13 protein-coding genes and 1 riboswitch are annotated in these 18136 nt (G+C 68.4%); of the genes, 7 read left to right on the top strand and 6 right to left on the bottom strand.

Annotated features, from left to right (window positions below):
* Positions 1-685 precede the first annotated feature (685 nt).
* Entirely contained in the window at positions 686-985 is a 300-nt protein-coding gene (locus tag AC0Z36_RS16175; protein ID WP_485463582.1) for a chorismate mutase, read from the bottom strand.
* A gap of 309 nt (positions 986-1294) precedes the next feature.
* On the opposite strand from AC0Z36_RS16175, the gene guaA reads away from it, so the two are divergent.
* The 3 genes from guaA to AC0Z36_RS16160 all read left to right on the top strand — a co-directional run bounded on the left by guaA (position 1295) and on the right by AC0Z36_RS16160 (position 5835).
* Positions 1295-2872, top strand: coding sequence for a glutamine-hydrolyzing GMP synthase (gene guaA, locus AC0Z36_RS16170; RefSeq protein ID WP_485463581.1), 1578 nt, complete (start codon positions 1295-1297; stop codon positions 2870-2872).
* A 157-nt stretch (positions 2873-3029) separates the two neighbouring features.
* Entirely contained in the window at positions 3030-4265 is a 1236-nt protein-coding gene (locus tag AC0Z36_RS16165) for a hypothetical protein (protein ID WP_485463580.1), read from the top strand.
* A 127-nt stretch (positions 4266-4392) separates the two neighbouring features.
* A complete protein-coding gene (locus AC0Z36_RS16160) occupies positions 4393-5835 on the top strand; it encodes an ATP-binding protein (protein ID WP_485463579.1) in 1443 nt (480 codons plus the stop codon).
* A 200-nt stretch (positions 5836-6035) separates the two neighbouring features.
* Here the strand turns inward: AC0Z36_RS16160 and icmF are convergent, their stop codons facing one another.
* Positions 6036-9269: a fused isobutyryl-CoA mutase/GTPase IcmF gene (gene icmF / locus AC0Z36_RS16155; protein WP_485463578.1), complete on the bottom strand. Its 3234-nt coding sequence runs from the start codon at positions 9267-9269 to the stop codon at positions 6036-6038.
* Between the two features lie 425 nt (positions 9270-9694).
* Between icmF and AC0Z36_RS16150 the strand changes: the two genes are divergently transcribed.
* Together AC0Z36_RS16150 and AC0Z36_RS16145 are read left to right on the top strand one after the other, a co-directional pair.
* Entirely contained in the window at positions 9695-10933 is a 1239-nt protein-coding gene (locus AC0Z36_RS16150) for a hypothetical protein (RefSeq protein WP_485463577.1), read from the top strand.
* Positions 10934-10976: 43 nt separating this feature from the next.
* Positions 10977-11399, top strand: a complete 423-nt coding sequence (locus tag AC0Z36_RS16145) for a spore-associated protein A (protein ID WP_485463576.1) — start codon at positions 10977-10979, stop codon at positions 11397-11399.
* 119 nt (positions 11400-11518) lie between these two features.
* Here the strand turns inward: AC0Z36_RS16145 and AC0Z36_RS16140 are convergent, their stop codons facing one another.
* Together AC0Z36_RS16140 and AC0Z36_RS16135 are read right to left on the bottom strand one after the other, a co-directional pair.
* Positions 11519-11806 carry a hypothetical protein gene (locus AC0Z36_RS16140; protein ID WP_485463575.1) on the bottom strand — a complete coding sequence of 96 codons (288 nt, stop codon included), beginning with the start codon at positions 11804-11806 and terminating at the stop codon, positions 11519-11521.
* Positions 11796-13112 carry a PspC domain-containing protein gene (locus AC0Z36_RS16135; RefSeq protein ID WP_485463574.1) on the bottom strand — a complete coding sequence of 439 codons (1317 nt, stop codon included), beginning with the start codon at positions 13110-13112 and terminating at the stop codon, positions 11796-11798. The genes AC0Z36_RS16140 and AC0Z36_RS16135 overlap by 11 nt, the downstream gene beginning before the upstream one ends.
* 133 nt (positions 13113-13245) lie before the next feature.
* On the opposite strand from AC0Z36_RS16135, the gene AC0Z36_RS16130 reads away from it, so the two are divergent.
* Positions 13246-14469 (top strand): ATP-binding protein, encoded by a 1224-nt coding sequence (locus AC0Z36_RS16130; RefSeq protein ID WP_485463573.1) that lies wholly within the window; start codon positions 13246-13248, stop codon positions 14467-14469.
* Positions 14466-15107, top strand: a complete 642-nt coding sequence (locus tag AC0Z36_RS16125) for a response regulator (protein WP_485463572.1) — start codon at positions 14466-14468, stop codon at positions 15105-15107. The genes AC0Z36_RS16130 and AC0Z36_RS16125 overlap by 4 nt, the downstream gene beginning before the upstream one ends.
* A 110-nt stretch (positions 15108-15217) precedes the next feature.
* Here the strand turns inward: AC0Z36_RS16125 and AC0Z36_RS16120 are convergent, their stop codons facing one another.
* On the bottom strand, positions 15218-16273 hold the full coding sequence (locus AC0Z36_RS16120) for a C40 family peptidase (RefSeq protein ID WP_485463571.1): 1056 nt from the start codon (positions 16271-16273) through the stop codon (positions 15218-15220).
* A 271-nt stretch (positions 16274-16544) separates the two neighbouring features.
* Positions 16545-17663, bottom strand: coding sequence for a C40 family peptidase (locus AC0Z36_RS16115; protein ID WP_485463570.1), 1119 nt, complete (start codon positions 17661-17663; stop codon positions 16545-16547).
* 3 nt (positions 17664-17666) lie between these two features.
* Positions 17667-17825: riboswitch (cyclic di-AMP (ydaO/yuaA leader) on the bottom strand.
* Between the last annotated feature and the right edge of the window lie 311 nt (positions 17826-18136).

Here is an 18136-nt window from a genome sequence, read left to right as displayed (position 1 = left end):
CTTCGAGACGGCCGCCCTCATCCACCTCGCCGACTACCAAGAGTGATCAAGGCAGCCGGTGCGACCGGCAAAGGACTTCCGACGCGCTGCACTAGGTCCTGTGCTGGGTCTCCCACCGGGCGGGCTGCCGGGCGAATGAGCACAACGGGTGACGCGCAACGGGAATCCCGGTGCGGCTCACCGGCCGGTCCGTGGGCTGCGGCCCGCGGGCCGGTCGACTGGAAGTCGGGGCATTCTGGTGCGAACTAGGTGATCCGGCGTACGAAAATCTGATCCATCCACGTCCGAAGTGGGGAAATCGCGTACGGATCGGCCCCGCGGAACCCGCGAGGGGCGGGGGAATCTCCGGCTAATCTGGTGCAGCCGAGCCGGCGCGACGCATCAGTTGGTCGGGCCGCCGCGCGGCGACCGTGTCCAGGAGTCAGCTCCTGAACGCGGGAGAGGCACGACGACCGGTGTCAGGCGTCCCCGACACCGGCCGTCGGCAGGGTCGTGACCGGTAGCTGTCCCCTGCGTCCCGGTCACGGCACCGGCGCGAGGTCCCACGACACGCACAGCAGGCATGTCTCATCGCACCGGTGAACCAGTGGTCGCCACGTGTTGTCCTCCGGCGACAGCAGGCACAACGAGCACCGCCGCGCGGAGGTTACGGCCTGCCTCCGGGGCCGCTGCGCCGTGCGCGCGCTCAGGCACGGCCCCGGCACAGCTCAAGCAGCGTCATCGCCACCGTGGTGCCCGGCTTGCCCAGGGCGTCCTTGTAGCGGTTGATGATCTCCATCTCGCGGGCCAGGTTGACCCGTCGGCCGCCCGACGCGATGCGGGTCCGCTGGATCTCCTGGGAGACCGCCATCCGCTCGGAGATCAGCGCGACGATGCTCCGGTCCAGCGAGTCGATCCGGTCACGGTGGGTCGCGATCGCCGACTCGGCGATCTCGACGACGACGGCGGCGGGGTCGGAGGTGGTCGTGCTGGTGGTCGTGCTCATGGTGATCGCCCTTTCGGTGGTGACACACCGGACGCCAGGGCCTTGGGGACGACGGACGCCCCGGACCCTTGGGGGTCCGGGGCGTCTCGTACGAAGTCTGAAGGTGCAGTCAGACCGCAGCGATGGCGCCGGGAACCCCGGTGCCATAGAAAAATCGCCGCGACATGCTGTTCATGCGGGCCAGTATGCCTGGTAGCCGGGCCCGCGGCCAGGACCATCCGCATCGCGGGACTGGCGGGCGGCGCCGCGGACCCCGGTCCGGCCAGTAGAATCCAGGGAACCCCCCGTACAACCGCCGGAAGGCCTCCTGTGACCTCGACCAGTCCGGGCTCCGGGACCGAAACCGTCCTCGTAGTCGACTTCGGTGCCCAGTACGCCCAGCTCATCGCCCGTCGTGTCCGCGAGGCCAGGGTGTACAGCGAGGTTGTCCCGCACACCATGCCGGTGGCGGAGATCCTCGCGAAGAAGCCCGCCGCCATCATCCTGTCCGGCGGCCCCTCCTCGGTGTACGCCGAAGGCGCCCCCACCGTCGGCCGTGAGCTGTTCGAAGCGGGCATCCCGGTCTTCGGCATGTGTTACGGGTTCCAGCTGATGGCCGTCACACTCGGCGGCACCGTGGACGACAACGGCGCGCGTGAGTACGGCCGTACGGCGCTCACCGTTTCCAAACCGGGTTCCACGCTCTTCGAGGGCAGCCCCGACGCGCAGTCGGTGTGGATGTCGCACGGCGACGCGTGCTCGGCCGCGCCCGAGGGCTTCACCGTCACCGCGTCCACCGACGTCGTGCCGGTCGCGGCCTTCGAGAACGACGAGAAGAAGCTGTACGGAGTGCAGTACCACCCGGAGGTCATGCACTCCACGCACGGCCAGCTGATCCTGGAGCACTTCCTCTACCGGGGCGCGGGCCTGACCCCGAGCTGGACCGCGGCCAACGTGCTCGAAGAGCAGGTCGCCCTGATCCGCGCGCAGGTCGGCACCAAGCGCGCCATCTGCGGCCTGTCCGGCGGCGTCGACTCCGCAGTGGCCGCCGCACTCGTACAGCGTGCCATCGGCGACCAGCTGACCTGCGTGTACGTCGACCACGGCCTGATGCGCAAGGGCGAGACCGAGCAGGTCGAGAAGGACTTCGTCGCCGCGACCGGCGTCAACCTGGTCGTCGTCGACGCCGAGGAGCGCTTCCTCAACGCACTGGCCGGGGTCAGCGACCCGGAGACCAAGCGGAAGATCATCGGCCGCGAGTTCATCCGCGTGTTCGAGCAGGCCCAGGCGGACATCATCGCCGAGGGCGGCGAGGACGTCGCGTTCCTCGTCCAGGGCACGCTCTACCCGGACGTCGTCGAGTCCGGCGGCGGCGCGGGCACCGCGAACATCAAGTCGCACCACAACGTCGGCGGCCTCCCCGACGACATCGAGTTCGAGCTCGTCGAGCCGCTGCGTCAGCTGTTCAAGGACGAAGTCCGGATGGTCGGCACGGAGCTCGGCCTGCCCGACGAGATCGTCCAGCGCCAGCCGTTCCCCGGCCCGGGGCTGGGCATCCGGATCGTCGGCGAGGTCACCAAGGCGCGTCTCGACCTGCTCCGCGAGGCCGACGCCATCGCCCGCGAGGAGCTGACCGCGGCCGGTCTCGACCGCGAGATCTGGCAGTGCCCGGTCGTGCTGCTCGCGGACGTCCGCTCCGTCGGCGTCCAGGGCGACGGCCGGACGTACGGTCACCCGATCGTGCTGCGCCCGGTGTCCTCCGAGGACGCGATGACGGCCGACTGGTCGCGTCTTCCGTACGACGTCCTGGCGAAGATCTCCACCCGTATCACCAACGAGGTCGACGAGGTCAACCGCGTGACGCTGGACATCACCAGCAAGCCGCCGGGCACCATCGAGTGGGAGTAGCAGCCCCCGGGAACCCGCGCTGAACACCTGAAGGGCGCCGTCCACAACCTGTGGACGGCGCCCTTCAGGTGTATCCGGCCGGAGTGCCGTCAGCGGCGGCACCCCGGACACGGGATGCTGTCAGCAAGACCAGAACCGTTCCGGGGAGCACTGCGATATGTCAGACGGCCTTACCCAGCCCAGCGTGGCGGCCGGCCCCCGCCCGGCGACGGACCGGGAAGCCTCCGGCCCCGTACGCAGTCCTTCAAAGGACGCGTCGGGGCTGTCGCTGCGAATCCGGCTCTGGGCGGTGCGGTTGTGGCCGCCGCTCGCGGTGTACGCGGCCACCGCGCTCCTGCAGATCCTGGTCCTCGCCTGGATGCTTCCCACCGACGGCTCCACGGTTCGCGACAAGCTGCTGAGCTGGGACGCCGTCTGGTACGTCGACATCGCCGCACACGGTTACCCGCACGGCTTCGAATACGGGGCCGACGGAAACCTGAAGGGCAACACACTCGCCTTCTTCCCGCTGTTCCCCGGGCTCATCAAGGTTGTCCACACCCTGACCGGGCTCGGCTACGGCACGTCGGGACTGCTCGCCGCGCATCTGTGCACCGCTGTCGCACTGTGCCTCGTGTACGTCCTGTTCACCAGGCTCTTCGACCGCCGTACCGGCCTGATCATGGCCGTGCTGGTCGGCGGTGCCCAGCCGATGGCCGTCGTCTTCTCCATGGCGTACAGCGAATCGCTGTTCCTGGCCCTGTCCGCCGGGCTGCTGATCGCGATCCACCGCAAGGCATGGATCATCGCCGGGGTCTGCGCGATGTTCGCCGGACTGACCCGGCCCGCCGCGATCGCGGCCGTCGTCGCGCTGGTCATCGCCGCCGGGCTGGCGATGTGGCGGGACCGCGAGATCACCTGGCGCCCGGCCCTCGCCGCCGTTCTGGCCTGCACCGGGATGCCGCTCTACCTCGCGTGGGTCGCCTGGCGCACCGGCAGCGCCGACGGCTGGTTCCGCATCCAGCAGGCCGGCTGGGGCACCGGCTGGGACGGCGGCGCGGAGATGGCGAGGTTCCTCGTCGACACGTTCCGCAGCGGCGACGGCTGGGTCCCCGTCAGCACCGCCGTGCTGCTCATCGCCGCGATCGTCAGCGTGGCTGTGGCCGCCGGGCAGCGCACCTGGTCGCCGCTGATGGTCTACGGGCTGGTGCTGCTGGCCCTGACATTCGGGCAGAGCAACTACTACCACTCCAAGCTGCGGCTGCTGTCACCAGCGTTGATTATGCTCGTCCCCCTCGCGTTGGCCCTGGCCCGCACCCGCATCCGCACCGCCGCCATGGTGCTGGTCGCGATGACGCTCTTCGGCGCTTGGTACGGGGCGCACATGCTGGTGGTGTGGAAGTACGCGATCTGACAGCGGGCATCTCCTGGCCGAACTCCGCAAATCCCTCGGTCGGAATGCTCTGGGTGACTGAATGGAACGTGGAGTAAACTACGAAGCCAGCGTAGTTTGTTCCGTTCGGAGTTATCTGGAGGTCGCGATGATGTTCACCGGACGGATCCGCGAGCTCGCCATTCTTGAAGACTGGCTCGATCAGGTACGCGGCGGCGGCAGCCACCCCGGCAAGGCGCTTGTGCTCCGGGGTCGGCGGCGGATCGGCAAGACCAGGCTCGTCGAGGAGTTCTGCACCCACAGCGGCGTACCCTTTGTCTTCTTCCAAGCCACCCGGAATGATCCGCCGGTCTCCGCGCAGCGGGACCTCCTGCGGGCGGTGGAGAGCGCAGAGGGCTTCAACAAGGAACACATCGTCGATTCGGCGGGCGGTTGGCTGGACACTCTGCGGACCGTTGCCGCCGCGCTGCCCGGCGACGTCCCGAGCATCCTGGTCCTGGACGAGGTCCCGTGGCTCGTCGAACAGGACCCCATTTTCGACGGAGCTTTGAAGACCGTCTGGGACATGCAGTTGTCCCGCAAGCCCGTCCTGCTCCTGCTCCTGGGTTCGGACGTGTCGATGATGGATCGGCTCACGTCCTACGCGCAGCCCTTCTACGGCCGTGCGGGGGAATACACCGTCGGTCCGCTGAACCCCGCCGATGTGCAGGACCTGTCCGGACTCGGGGCGGCTGAAGCGATCGACGCGTACCTCATCACCGGCGGATTCCCTGAAGTCGCGCTCTCCTGGCGGCACGGGGAGAGCACGGACTCCTACCTCCGACGGCAGTTGAACAATCCTTCGTCGGTTCTCCTGACCACCGGCGAACGTTCCTTGGCGGCCGAGTTCCCCACTCGGCTCAAGGCCGCCCAGGTGCTGGCCGCGATCGGCTCAGGTGAGCGCACCTTCTCGTCGATTGCGGCCGGTAGCGGTTCCTCCGCCGGGAATCCCCTCTCCCACAGCACGCTTGCCCCGATCCTCCATGAACTGATCACGGTCAAACGGATAGTCGCCACGGATGTCCCGCTGTCCACGGAGCCTGGGGACAAGAACAAGCGCTACCGAATCGCCGACACCTACCTGCGGTTCTGGCTCGCTCACCTCGAAGGGGCCACCGCACTGGCGGAACGCGAGAGGTCACATGTGGCCTTGACCCGACTCAAGGCTTCGTGGACGTCTTGGCGTGGCCGCGCTGTGGAACCGCTCATCCGGACGTCGCTTGCCAGGCTTATGCCGGATGCCGGATTCCCCGCGGTCCTCGAAGTCGGTGGCTGGTGGAACCGCCAGAACAATCCCGAGGTCGATCTTGTGGGCGCGGACCGTGACGCCCCGGCCAAGAAAGTGGGATTTGTCGGATCCGTGAAATGGCGGGAATCCGGAGTCTTCGCCGAGTCTGATCTGACGGAGCTGCGGACCAGTGCTCGATACATTCCCGGCGCTGGTCCGGATGTCCCCTTGGTGGCGGTGTCCCGGTGCGGAGTGACTTCCGAAGTGGCCAAGGGACTGGCCAAAGTGTGGACCGCCGAGGACCTGATGAACGCTTGGCGGTAGCAGCTGACTCACTGTCCGTGATAGAGCCGCTCCAAATCGTCGAGGACGACAGCAGAGCGGTTACAGGAGTCGAGTTCTTAGGACTGGACTTCTAAGAACTCGACTCCTACAGGCTTGACTCCTGTGACCGTAGGTTTGAAGGCCTGTCGAGGGTCTGAGTGCCGGGGATATGCACTCGACCGGGTGAAGCTCCCTGGTGGTCAGACGTTCCGCCGGTACTGCCCGCCCACCTCGAAGAACGCCTCCGTGATCTGCTGGAGCGTGCACACCCGGGCCGCGTCCATGAGGACCGCGAAGGCGTTCTCGCCGCTCGCGGCGGCGCGCTTCAGGGCGTCGAGGGCGGCAGCCGCCTCGTCGGTGTGCGCCGCCGCGAACTCCCGTACACGGGACAGCTGGGACACCTTCTCCTGCTCGGTCGCGCGGGCCAGCTCCACCGTCGGGGGAGCCTCCGCGTGCTCCCGGCGGAAGGTGTTCACGCCGACGATCGGCAGCGACCCGTCGTGCTTGCGGTGTTCGTACAGCATCGACTCGTCCTGGATGCGGCCCCGCTGGTAGCCGGTCTCCATCGCGCCCAGCACACCGCCGCGTTCGCTGATCCGGTCGAACTCCAGGAGTACGGCCTTCTCGACCAGTTCGGTCAGTTCCCCGATGATGAACGAACCCTGCAACGGGTTCTCGTTCATCGCCAGGCCCCACTCCCGGTTGATGATCAGTTGGATCGCCAGGGCACGGCGTACGGAGTCCTCGCTGGGAGTGGTCACCGCCTCGTCGAAGGCGTTGGTGTGCAACGAGTTGCAGTTGTCGTAGATGGCGATGAGCGCCTGCAGCGTCGTGCGGATGTCGTTGAAGTCCATCTCCTGCGCGTGCAGGGACCGGCCCGAGGTCTGCACGTGGTACTTCAGTTTCTGCGAGCGGGCCGCCGCGCCGTACTTCTCCTTCATCGCCACCGCCCACACGCGGCGGGCCACCCGGCCCAGGACGCTGTACTCCGGGTCCATGCCGTTGGAGAAGAAGAACGACAGGTTCGGCGCGAAGTCGTCGACCGACATGCCGCGGGCGAGGTAGGCCTCGACGTATGTGAACCCGTTGGCCAGCGTGAACGCCAGCTGGCTGATGGGGTTCGCCCCGGCTTCGGCGATGTGGTAGCCGGAGATGGACACCGAGTAGAAGTTGCGGACCTGGTTCTGCACGAACCACTCCTGGATGTCCGCCATCATCCGCAGGCTGAACTCCGTGGAGAAGATGCAGGTGTTCTGGCCCTGGTCCTCCTTGAGGATGTCGGCCTGCACGGTGCCGCGCACCGTGGCCACGGCGTGCGCGCGGATGTCCGCGGCTTCGGCTGCCGAGGGCTCACGGCCCTTCTCCGTACGGAATTTCCCGATCTGCTGGTCGATCGCGGTGTTGAGGAAGAACGCGAGGATCGTCGGTGCCGGGCCGTTGATCGTCATGGACACCGACGTGGTGGGCGAGCACAGGTCGAAGCCGTCGTAGAGCGCCTTCATGTCCTCGAGCGTGGCCACCGAGACGCCGGAGGTCCCCACCTTGCCGTAGATGTCCGGGCGTTCGTCCGGGTCGCGGCCGTACAGCGTCACCGAGTCGAACGCGGTGGACAGACGCGTCGCCTCGGAGTCGGCGGACAGCAGCTTGAAGCGGCGGTTCGTCCGGAACGGGTCACCCTCCCCGGCGAACATCCGGGCCGGGTCCTCGCCGTCCCGCTTGAACGGGAACACCCCGGCGGTGAACGGGAAGTAGCCCGGCAGGTTCTCGTCGCGCAGGAACTTCAGAAGCTCGCCGTGGTCGGCGTACTTCGGCAGCGAAACCCGGGGGATCCGGTTGCCCGACAGGGATTCCCGGACGAGCTTCGTCCGGAGTTCCTTGTCGCGGATCTTCACAACCTGCTCGTCGCCGGAGTAGGACTCGACGACGGCGGGCCAGCGGTCGAGGAGCTGTTTGCTCTCCGGGGTGACCTTCGTTGAGGCGTCGGACAGCAGTGCTTCCAGCGGCTCATGAGCGTCCGTCAGTTCGGCGCGCACGTCGCTGATGCGTTGGAGTCGCCGTACGGCTTGGACCTGTTCTGCGGTTTTCCCGTGGTAGGACCGGACCGATTCGGCGATCTCCGCCAGGTAGCGGACCCGGGTCGGCGGGATGATCTGCGCCGCCGCAGTGGAGGTCCTGACGGTCACCGGCTCAAGCGTGCCCTCGGTGAACTGCGTTCCCTTGGCGGCTAGTTCGTCGCGCAGGAACTGGTAGAGCGCGGTCACGCCGTCGTCGTTGAACGTGGCGGCGGACGTGCCGAACACCGGCATGTCGTCGACGGTTGAGCCGAACGCCTCACGCTCGCGGATCATCTGCCGGGCGACGTCGCGCCGGGCGTCCTCGGCGCCGCGGCGCTCGAACTTGTTGATGGCGACGGCGTCGGCGTAGCCCAGCATGTCGATCTTTTCGAGTTGGGAAGCGGCGCCGAACTCGGGGGTCATCACGTACAGGGAGACATCGACGTGCTCGGTGACGGCCGCGTCGCCCTGGCCGATGCCGGGGGTCTCCAGGACGACCAGGTCGTAGCCGGCGGCCTTGCAGGCGAGCACCATCTCGTCGATGCGATCGGGGAGTTCGCGTCCGGGCTCGCGTGTCGCGAGGGAGCGGAAGAAGATCCGGTCGCCGTCCAGGGAGTTCATCCGGATGCGGTCGCCGAGCAGCGCGCCGCGCGACTTACGCCGGGTCGGGTCGACGGCGAGTACGGCGACCTTCAGCCGGTCGCCCTGGTCCGTGCGCAGGCGGCGGATCAGCTCGTCGGTCAGCGAGGACTTGCCCGATCCGCCGGTTCCGGTGATGCCGAGCACGGGGACGGCTCTGTCCGTGCTGAGCCGTTCGCGGACGTCGGCGGGCAGGGGGGCCGCTTCGATGCACGTGAGCGTACGGGCAAGTGCCGCGCGGTCGCCCGCGAGCAGGGCGTCGAGGTCGGCAGGACGCTGCGTCAGGTCCTCGTCGCACTCGCGGATCAGCTGGTTGATCATCCCGGCGAGGCCGAGCCGCTGGCCGTCCTCGGGCGAGAAGATGGTCACCCCGGCCGCGGCCAGGCGCTCGATCTCCTCGGGCACGATGACGCCGCCGCCGCCGCCGAAGACCTTCACATGCCCGGCGCCGGCCTCTTTGAGGAGCTGCGCGAGGTATTCGAAGTACTCGACGTGGCCGCCCTGGTAGGAGCTGACCGCGACGCCCTGGACGTCCTCTTCGAGGACGGCGTCCACGACTTCCCGCACCGAGCGGTTGTGGCCCAGGTGGACCACTTCGGCGCCCTGCGACTGGAGGATGCGGCGCATGATGTTGATCGCTGCGTCGTGGCCGTCGAACAGGGCGGCTGAGGTGACGAACCGCACCGGGCGGGCCGGGACGTACAGCGGCGGGGCGTCGGCGGGGAGGACCGGTCGGGTCATGGTGACGGCATCCATCTCGAAGTAGTGATCGTCCCGGCGGCAGCCTCGTGAGCATTTACTAGGACGTCCGACTATTTGATACTGCAACCATGCCTCAACCCGGTGCCGAAGGGAAGTCTTGCGGCCCTGCGCGGGGGGCAACAGGACGTCCCCGCACGGGTGGAACCCGGGACGGCGCCGAAAACCGGCGTGTGCGGTGGCGGTCCCATATGCGGGAATGGCGGGGTTGAGTGCGTGTCGTCCGGCCTGCGGCACTTCGCCCGACGATGTTTGCGGTCAAATGTGCGGTACGTGCGCTTGTAGGGCCCTACGGGTGATCGCGACATATCCCGCTTGCCCGGAAACCTGGTCCGCCATACGGCACAATGTGCGGCTGTACGGGTGAGAGCGGATGGCTTGCAGCCCGCGGTTGAGAAAGGACCGACGTGGCACACGGCGCCGTCGCGCACAAGCCCGACTGTCACTGCGTGATCCGTGAGGAATACCGGGTCGCCCGTGCGGAGTTCGACGGGCTGCGTCGTTCCCTGGCCCGCCGGGAAGGCGTCCCGGCCGCCGTCGCGCACTCCGACGAGGGCGCGCGACAGTGGGTTTCCGACGAACTGCGGGCCCGTGCGGACGAGCTGGCGGCCAAGCGCAGGGCGTCCGGTGGAGCCTGGGGTGAAGTCCTCGGTGCGCGCGCGCTCGGTGTCCTGTGGGCTCTGGTCGTGGTCCTGACTGTCGTCCAGGCGCTGACGGCGGTGGGCGCGGGCTGGACTGTCGCCCGTACGGCCGCACTGGTCTCCGCGGTCGTCCTGGCCCTGGCCCTGAGCGGAGTGGGTTACGCGGCGAAGAGCGGCGGCGGGGTCTTCGCGCCCGTGCGCGGTCTCGACGGCCGGCTGTCCACCTCCAAGGCGGTGGCCGCGCTGTGGGTGGCCGTCCTCGCGTACATCTTCGTCTTCTTCGTCGTCGAACTCGCCGCCGCATCCGGCTCCGACGACCGCGAGCGGCTGACCCACACCCTCGGCGACGTCGCGGTCGACCAGCTCGTGCTGGTCGCCGCGCCGTTCCTGGCCGCGGTCCTGGCCCGGCGGATCACCGGCGACAAGGTCGCCCGGCGGGTGCTGCAGAAACTGCGCACCGACCGCCCCCGGCTGCGCGACCTGATCACTGACGACGCGGGGCGCTCGTCGCTCGTCGACGCGCAGTACGTGCTGGTCAACCTCGTGACCGTCGGCTTTGTCGTGGTGTCACTGGCCCGCGACCCCGACGACCTGCCCGACATCCCGGCCACGCTGGTGGGGCTGGCCCTGGTGTCGGTCGTGACCTACCTCGCCGGGAAGTTCGCCGAGAACGACAAGCCGGTTGTCCTCACCGTGGTGCGGGTACGCACCCGGGGCGACTTCGACGGCGCGGTCCGGCAGGGCGACGACATCGAGATCCGCGGCACCTGTCTGGCCGCCGGCGGATCCCAGGAGCCCGACCTCCTCGCGAAGGTGGTCGTGAAGTTCGGCGCGGTGCACGTGTACGCGCCGCTGGTGCCAACCGAGACCGGGTTCGACAACCCGTCGGACGGGCGGGTCATCGTGACGGTCCCGGCCGACGTCGAAGCGGGCCGGGTCGAACTGTGTGTGGTGTCCGCCTCGGGCATCGAATCGCAGCCGTACGAAATAGCCGTTTCAGACTGACGCGACCGACGCGTCACGTCATCACTTGCCAGGGGGACAAGAAATGACAAGGGAACTCTTCACCCGATGGGCCGCGCGGTTCGCCGCGCTGGCGATGCTCGTGGGCGGCGGGCTGATCCTCGCCCCGGGCACCGCACACGCCGGTGCCGCGTACAACGGCGCCTGCGGGTCCGGCTACAAGGTCATCAGGTCGCTGTCCTACTTCAACGTCCCGGCCACCACGTACCTGACGTACAACAGCGGCAACGGACGGAACTGCGTGGTGACCGTCCGGGCCGGGGGCGGGCCCAGCACGTCCATGTACGCCCAGGTATGGAACTCGAACACCGGCGCGACCTCGCGGGACATCGGTTGGTACAGCTCCTACGCCGGCCCGGTCTACGTCTACGCCCAGGGCAGCTGCGTGAACTACGCGGGCGCGGTGGGTGAAGCCACCCGCGAGGAGAACAACGTGGCCTGCGGGTGACCGTCGGGTGAACACGAACGGTGAACGCTGAAGGTCAGCGCGGAAAGTGAACGCTGAAGGCGAATGCTGGAAGGGCCGGTGGGAGAGTCTCCCCACCGGCCCCTCCGGCGACATGTACTTCAGTCCCGCAGCGCCCGCCGCCGGAACGGCAGCAGTGCCCACACCGCGCCCGCCAGGCTCGCCAGGCCGATCCCCGTGGCAGCGAGGGCGACCATCGGGCCGGGCCGCAGGTCGACGCCGCCGGAGGCGTCCACGATGTAGAGCACGGCCACGGCGGTGAACATCAAGCCGGCGATGAGCGCCATCGGGTCGAAGTTGCGGACGAACGTCCGGCCCAGGCTGTTTTTGTCCCCGGTCTCGCCGGCCCGGCCAGTCCCACCGGTCTCACCAGACTCGTCACGCGCCATCACGAAGCACCTCCACCTCTCCGGCGCCGACCCGCAGGTCGACCACGATCGTGCCGCGCGACGGCTGCCGCAGCGGTTCCAACACGGTGCTCCGGTCCGTCGAGATCCCGCTGTCCCGGCCGTCGGGCAGCTTGAGGTCTCCGTACTGCGCGTGGCCGGAGAACTCCACCCGCACGTCGGCGGGCAGCCACAGCTGGATCCGGCCCGCGGCCACACTCGCCACCACCCGCACCGGCTGCTGTCCGTCCACCGGCAGTGCGCGCAGGTCCAGTTTCATCTCGCCGCCGATCATCCGGATCGGCTTCTCGACCGCGGCCAGCGTCGTCGGCCGGATTTCCCGCTGCCCCGACGGCCCTTCGAACGGCACGTTCAGCGAACTCACCGCGATCAACGCGGCGGTCAGCGCGGTCGCCGGCAGGATCAGGAACCGGGCCCGGCCGAGCAGCGAACCGGCGATCAGCCCCAGGCCGAGCACGCCGAGGACCGCTGCGGCCCCCACCTGCCAGCCGATGTCCGCGAGGTCAAGGGCGTCCACCGCCCACAGCGCACCGCCGACCACCACGGCGAGGGACAGCACCGCCGCCGTCAGATAGCGGTGCGGGCGCTCCGGGGCCGGCTTCGTGGCGGACTGCCACGCCTTGTCGTACGCCCGCTCGTACTGGGTGTAGTCGTAGGCGGTCTCGTACGTCTTCTCAAAACCGGCCCGGCCAGGCTCAGCCGGTTCCCCGGCGGCCGTGGGCGCCGCGGGGGCGTCGGTCGCCGACCAGGGCTGCCAGGCACCGCTCCCCGCCGTCCCCGGGGCACGCCACCACGACGTGTCCGGGCTCGTCGGGTCGGCCGGGTCCACCGTCGGCGCACTGGTGCGCACCATGACCGCAGGGCCCTTGCGTCGGTTGTCCGACCACGCCAGGAACAGCACCACGCCGGCGACGGCGAGCAGCGGGAAGGAGTGGCCGAATCCGCCGTCCATGTACGAGAAGAACACGATGCCCCCGATAACCGTCGTCACCACGGCCACCGCCGTGCCTGAGTCGATCCGGCCGCTGCCCACCCGCCGCAGGAGCGGCTCGTCGCCCTCCTCCGGGATGAGCAGCCAGCCCAGCCCGTACAGCAGCACACCCATGCCGCCGAAGACCGCCAGCACCGCGAGCACGACGCGGAACACCACCGGGTCGACGTTGAAGTGCCGGCCGAGGCCGCCGCACAGACCGGCGACCCGCCGGTCGGTACGACTGCGCCGGATGGGTTCGGCCGCTGCCGGCCGGTCCCCCGGCCGCTGCTGCGGGGCTGTGCTGTCGCTGTTCATGGCTCCATCCTGCGGAAATACACGGACGCTGCCTATCGGGCAACGCCCCGGTCTCACCCCGAGTCGACCCTGAGAGGAAGTCAGGGGACCTCCCCGATGTGGACAGGCCCGCTGACGTGTGACGATCGTCAACGTGACCAGTCCTGTCGTTGTCGCCGCCGAGCCCGTGTGCTCCCCACCGACGCTTTACCGCAGCCCTTCCCAGCGCATGCTGGGCGGCGTGGCCCGCGGGCTCGGCGCGCACCTGGGGGTGGAGACGCAACTATTGCGCATCGCCTTTGTGGTGATGACGCTGGCTGACGGCCTCGGACTGGTCATGTACGCCGTGTTCTGGGTGTTCGTGCCGATGGGGAAAGCACTTCCGCAGTCCGCGTGCGCACCGGGCCGGGAACGGCACCGGGCACTGGCGGTTCTCGCCATGCTCATCGGCGCCGCGATGCTCATCCAGTGGAGCGGTGGCGGTACACCGTCCGATCCGCAGAACTGGGTGTGGCCGCTGATCATCGCGGGCGCCGGAGTGGCACTGCTGTGGCGGCAGGCCGATGACACCCAGCGCAATCGCTGGCTGGGCATCAGTTCCCGCAGCCGCAAAGCCGGTTACGCCCGCGGCGCGCTCGGCGGGGCCCTGGTCGCGGTCGGCCTGGGCATCTTCACCACGTACAGCGGCAAGGGCCTGGGCGACTCGTTCGCGGTGCTGCGCGGGGCGTTGCTGACCCTCGTCGGCCTGCTCCTCATCTTCGGCCCTTACCTCCTGCGGCTCACCCGCGACCTCGGCGCCGAGCGGCGGGCCCGAATCCGGGCCCAGGAGCGTGCCGAAGTCGCCGCGCACGTCCACGATTCCGTCCTGCACACGCTCACCCTGATCCAGCGCAAGGTGGACGACCCCCGGGAGGTCGCCAAGCTGGCCCGCGCGCAGGAGCGGGAGTTGCGGATGTGGCTCTACCGGCCGCAGGAGTCCCAGCCCGACCTGACGTTCGCCGTCGCGGTCCGCGCGGAGGCGGCCGAGGTGGAGGACATGCACGGGGTGTCCATCGACGTGGTGTGCGTCGGCGACTGCCCGCTGGCCGAGAACCTGACCGCGCTGGTGGCCGCCACCCGCGAAGCACTGGTCAACGCCGCGAAGTACGCGGGGGAGACCCCGATCTCGGTGTTCGCCGAGGTCACCGACGACCGGGTCGAACTCTTCGTCCGCGACCAGGGGCCCGGATTCGACCTGGAAGCCGTGCCCGAGGACCGGCTCGGTGTGCGAGAGTCCGTACTGGGGCGGATGCGCCGCAACGGGGGTAGGGCGACCATCCACACAGCCCCCGGCGAAGGCACTGAGATCGAATTCGAAATGGACAGAGGTAAGTCATGAGCGACCAGATCAGGGTGGTCCTCGTCGACGACCACCGGATGTTCCGGACCGGTGTGCGCGCTGAGATCGGCGCGGCCGTGGAGATCGTCGGCGAAGCCGATGACACGCAGTCAGGGATCGCCGTCGTCCGCGAGACCATGCCCGACGTGGTGCTGCTCGACGTCCACCTCCCCGGCGGTGGCGGCATCGAAGTGCTCAAGCAGTGCGCCGACCTCAAGGACCGGGTGAAGTTCCTCGCCCTGTCGGTCTCCGACGCCGGTGAGGACGTCATCGGGGTCATCCGCGGGGGAGCCCGCGGCTACGTCACCAAGTCCATCACCGGCGACGAACTCATCGCCGCCATCGGCCGCATCGCCGAGGACGACGTGGTGTTCTCACCGCGCCTGGCCGGCTTTGTGCTCGACGCTTTCGCCGCGACCGACGTCCCCGCCGTGGACGAGCACCTGGACCGCCTCACCCAGCGCGAGCGCGAAGTCCTGAAGCTCATCGCCCGCGGCTACGCCTACAAGGAGATCGCCCGACGCCTCGTCATCTCCGTGAAGACGGTCGAGACGCACGTGTCCGCGGTGCTGCGCAAGCTCCAGCTGTCGAACCGCCATGAACTGACCCGGTGGGCCACGGACCGCCGTCTGGTCTGAGGCTTGAGCGGGCAGAAGAAAGCAGTCAAAAAATAAGAACGGTGTACGGGTGACCCCCACGCGCGGGGTCACCCGTACACCGTTCTTATTTTTTTTGGACCCTGCGGTCGTCAGGCGACCCGACGCGCGCCGTACCAGGCCATGTTCGACATCTTCTCCTTGCGGACCACGGCACCCGGCTTCGGGGCGTGGACGACCATGCCGCCACCGATGTACATGCCGACGTGGCTGACGTTCGTGAAGAACACCAGGTCACCGGGCTGCAGCTGGTCCTTGCTGACCGCGCGGCCCACCTTGATCTGGTCGTAGGTCACCCGCGGCAGGGAGATGTTGGCCTGCTTGTACGCCCACTGCATCAGACCCGAGCAGTCGTACGAGTTCGGCCCCGTGCCACTGGAGTAGTACGGCTTGCCCTGCTGCGACAGTGCGGCGTTGAGCGCCGTGGCGGCCTTGGCACCCGGGGGGACGTCGACAGGCGGGGGCTCTTCCTTCTCGGCGGCGCCCTTGTCGATCTCCCCGCGGTCGTTGCCCCGCGAGCTGCGGTCCGCTTCGGCTGCCGCCGCGTGGTCGTTCTCGTCGTTGATCTTCTTCTGCTGCGCCGCGGTGAGCGTGTTGAGCAGCTTCTGCGCCTCGGCGAGCTTGGTCTGCACGATCGCGCGGCGGGTGGTGAGGTCCTTGCGCAGCGACTCGAGCTCGGTCAGCTGGCGGGACGCTTCGACCTTGTCCTGCTGGAGCATCCGGGACTGGGCGGCGATCTGGCGCAGCTTGTCGGCCTGCTGGCCGTCGAGCTGGTCCATCATCTGTGCCTTGGCCAGGAAGCCCTGCGGGTCCTGGCTCATCGCCAGCTGGAGCCCGGTGGGCATGCCACCGCCGCGGTACTGGGCGGCGGCGACCTGGCCGATCTGGTCACGCAGGTCGTTCATCGCCGACTGCTTCTCAGCGACCCGGTTCTGCGTCTGGTTGGCAGTCTCCTGGAGCTTGCCGACCTTTTCCTCAAAGCCGTTGGCCTCTTCGCCGATCGTCACGACGTCGTGGTTCAGCTGGTCGACCTGTGCTTTGACCTGCTCGAAACTTGCGACCGGAGCGGCGTTGGCGCTGCCGGCAAACGCGATCACACCGGACATCGTCGCGGCTGCGGTCACCACGGTGGCCGCGCTGCGGACCATGGTCCGCGGCTTCGGCTTTCGGTGTTGTGCTGCTCGTCGTTGGGACGCCACTGGTGTTCCTCCCTCGGCCGCCCGGGGGTGGACGGCATCCTGCGATCACCTGGCCGAGAACCCTAGTCACAGATGGATCACAGCAGCCCAGTTCTAGCAGACATTGCCAGATTTTTACTTCGGGCAGCGTTTCCTTGTCCGGAATGCATGGGTTTGGTTTGTGTGATTTCCGTGACATCAGTGAGCGGAGGGGCTCTTGAGGCCCTTGGGACTTCCCGGGCTAAGCGACCCGGCGGGCACTGTAGAACGGCATGTAGTCGAGCTTGATCGTGGTCACCGACTTGCCGGGCCGCGGCGCGTGGACGATCATGCCGTCGCCGACGTACATGCCGACGTGGCTGATGTCGCTGTAGAAGAACACGAGGTCGCCCGGCTGGAGCTGCGACTTGGGCACCGAACGGCCGACCTTGACCTGGTCCCAGGTCGTCCGCGGCAGGCTGATGTTGGCCTTGTTGTACGCCCACTGCATAAGGCCCGAGCAGTCGAAGGAGCCGGGCCCGGTGGCGCCCAGGACGTACGGCTTGCCCTGCTGGCCCATGGCCGCGGTCACCGCCGCCCCGGCCTTGCCGCCCGCGGCGGGGACGGTCGGCTCGTCCTTCGGGGCTTCCTTCTTCGGATCCGCGGTCGGCTTGGGATCCGGACGCTCGTTGCCCCGTGAGCCGCGGTCGTCCGCACGTGTGTCTTCGTGGTCGTTGGAGTCGAGGACAGCCTGCTGCTGGGCCGCGGTGAGCGTGTTGAGCAGCTTCTGCGCGTCGTTGAGCTTGGTCTGCACGGCCGTCTTACGGTCGTTCAGGTCCTTGCGCATCGTCTCAAGCTCGGTCAGCTGGCGGGTCGACTCGGCCTTGTCCTGCTGGAGCATCCGCGTCTGGGCGGCGATCTGGCGCAGCTTGTCGGCCTGCTGGCCGTCGAGTTGGTCCATCATCTGCGCCTTGGCCAGGAAACCCTGCGGGTCCTGGCTCATCGCCAGTTGGAGCCCGGAGGGGAGGCCGCCACCGCGGTACTGGGCGGCGGCGACCTGGCCGATCTGGTCGCGCAGGTCGTTCATCGCCGACTGCTTCTCGGACACGCGGGTCTGGGTCTGGCTGGACGTCCGCTGGAGCGTGTCCACCTTCTCCTGGACGCCGTTGGCCTCGTCGCCGGCCTTGAGGGCCTCGTGCGTGAGCTGGTTGACCTGCGCCTTGACCTGGTCGAAGGTCGGGGCCGGAGCGGCGTGTGCGCTGCCGCCGAAGGCGATCACGCCGGTCATGGTGGCCGCTGCGGTCACCACCGTCGCGGCTCCGCGGACCACGGTGCGGGGCTTCGGCTTGCGGTGCTGGCCTACTCGTCGTTGGGACGCCACTGCTGTTCCTTCCTCGGCCGCCTACCGGGTTAGCTGTCGGGTTCGGGCGGAAGAAGGCGCCCTACGGTCACCGGTGGGGGCCGGTGGCCGATTCACCCCAAGGAACGTCGTGCCGGTCCGTACGCCCCGGGCCGTGTTCGAACGGTCGGGCCGAGCGGACCCGCGGTGGGTCCCCGGCTCCGGCTCGGACCTGTGCACCGGACTGCGTCGCAGCACCTGCGCCGACTGCTTCATCGGCTGGGCTGCGACCGGTGGGTCGTGCGCCGGACTCAGCGGTGGTGACCGCGCCGACCGGGTGGACGGCGTTCTGCGATCACCTGGCCGAGAACAATAGTCACGGATGGATCACGGTCGACCCCGTTGTGAGATTCATTGCTGTTTTTTTACTATCGAATGCGTTTCCTTGCCCGGATTGAACTGGTTTGGCTGGTGTGATTCCTGTTACATCTGAGCCCTTAGAGCAACCTGGGGCT

This window comes from Kitasatospora sp. UYEF31, assembly GCF_057291755.1.
The sequence above is the reverse complement of the archived record's forward strand: the minus strand, read 5'-3'. Positions and strand labels throughout refer to the sequence as shown.

Coding starts and splice junctions, on each gene's coding strand:
- AC0Z36_RS16175 (WP_485463582.1), bottom strand. CDS start 985: ATGAGCACGACCACCAGCACGACCACCTCCGACCCCGCCGCCGTCGTC.
- AC0Z36_RS16125 (WP_485463572.1), top strand. CDS start 14,466: ATGAGCGACCAGATCAGGGTGGTCCTCGTCGACGACCACCGGATGTTC.
- AC0Z36_RS16120 (WP_485463571.1), bottom strand. CDS start 16,273: ATGGTCCGCAGCGCGGCCACCGTGGTGACCGCAGCCGCGACGATGTCC.
- AC0Z36_RS16140 (WP_485463575.1), bottom strand. CDS start 11,806: ATGGCGCGTGACGAGTCTGGTGAGACCGGTGGGACTGGCCGGGCCGGC.
- AC0Z36_RS16165 (WP_485463580.1), top strand. CDS start 3,030: ATGTCAGACGGCCTTACCCAGCCCAGCGTGGCGGCCGGCCCCCGCCCG.
- AC0Z36_RS16160 (WP_485463579.1), top strand. CDS start 4,393: ATGATGTTCACCGGACGGATCCGCGAGCTCGCCATTCTTGAAGACTGG.
- icmF (WP_485463578.1), bottom strand. CDS start 9,269: ATGACCCGACCGGTCCTCCCCGCCGACGCCCCGCCGCTGTACGTCCCG.
- AC0Z36_RS16135 (WP_485463574.1), bottom strand. CDS start 13,112: ATGAACAGCGACAGCACAGCCCCGCAGCAGCGGCCGGGGGACCGGCCG.
- AC0Z36_RS16145 (WP_485463576.1), top strand. CDS start 10,977: ATGACAAGGGAACTCTTCACCCGATGGGCCGCGCGGTTCGCCGCGCTG.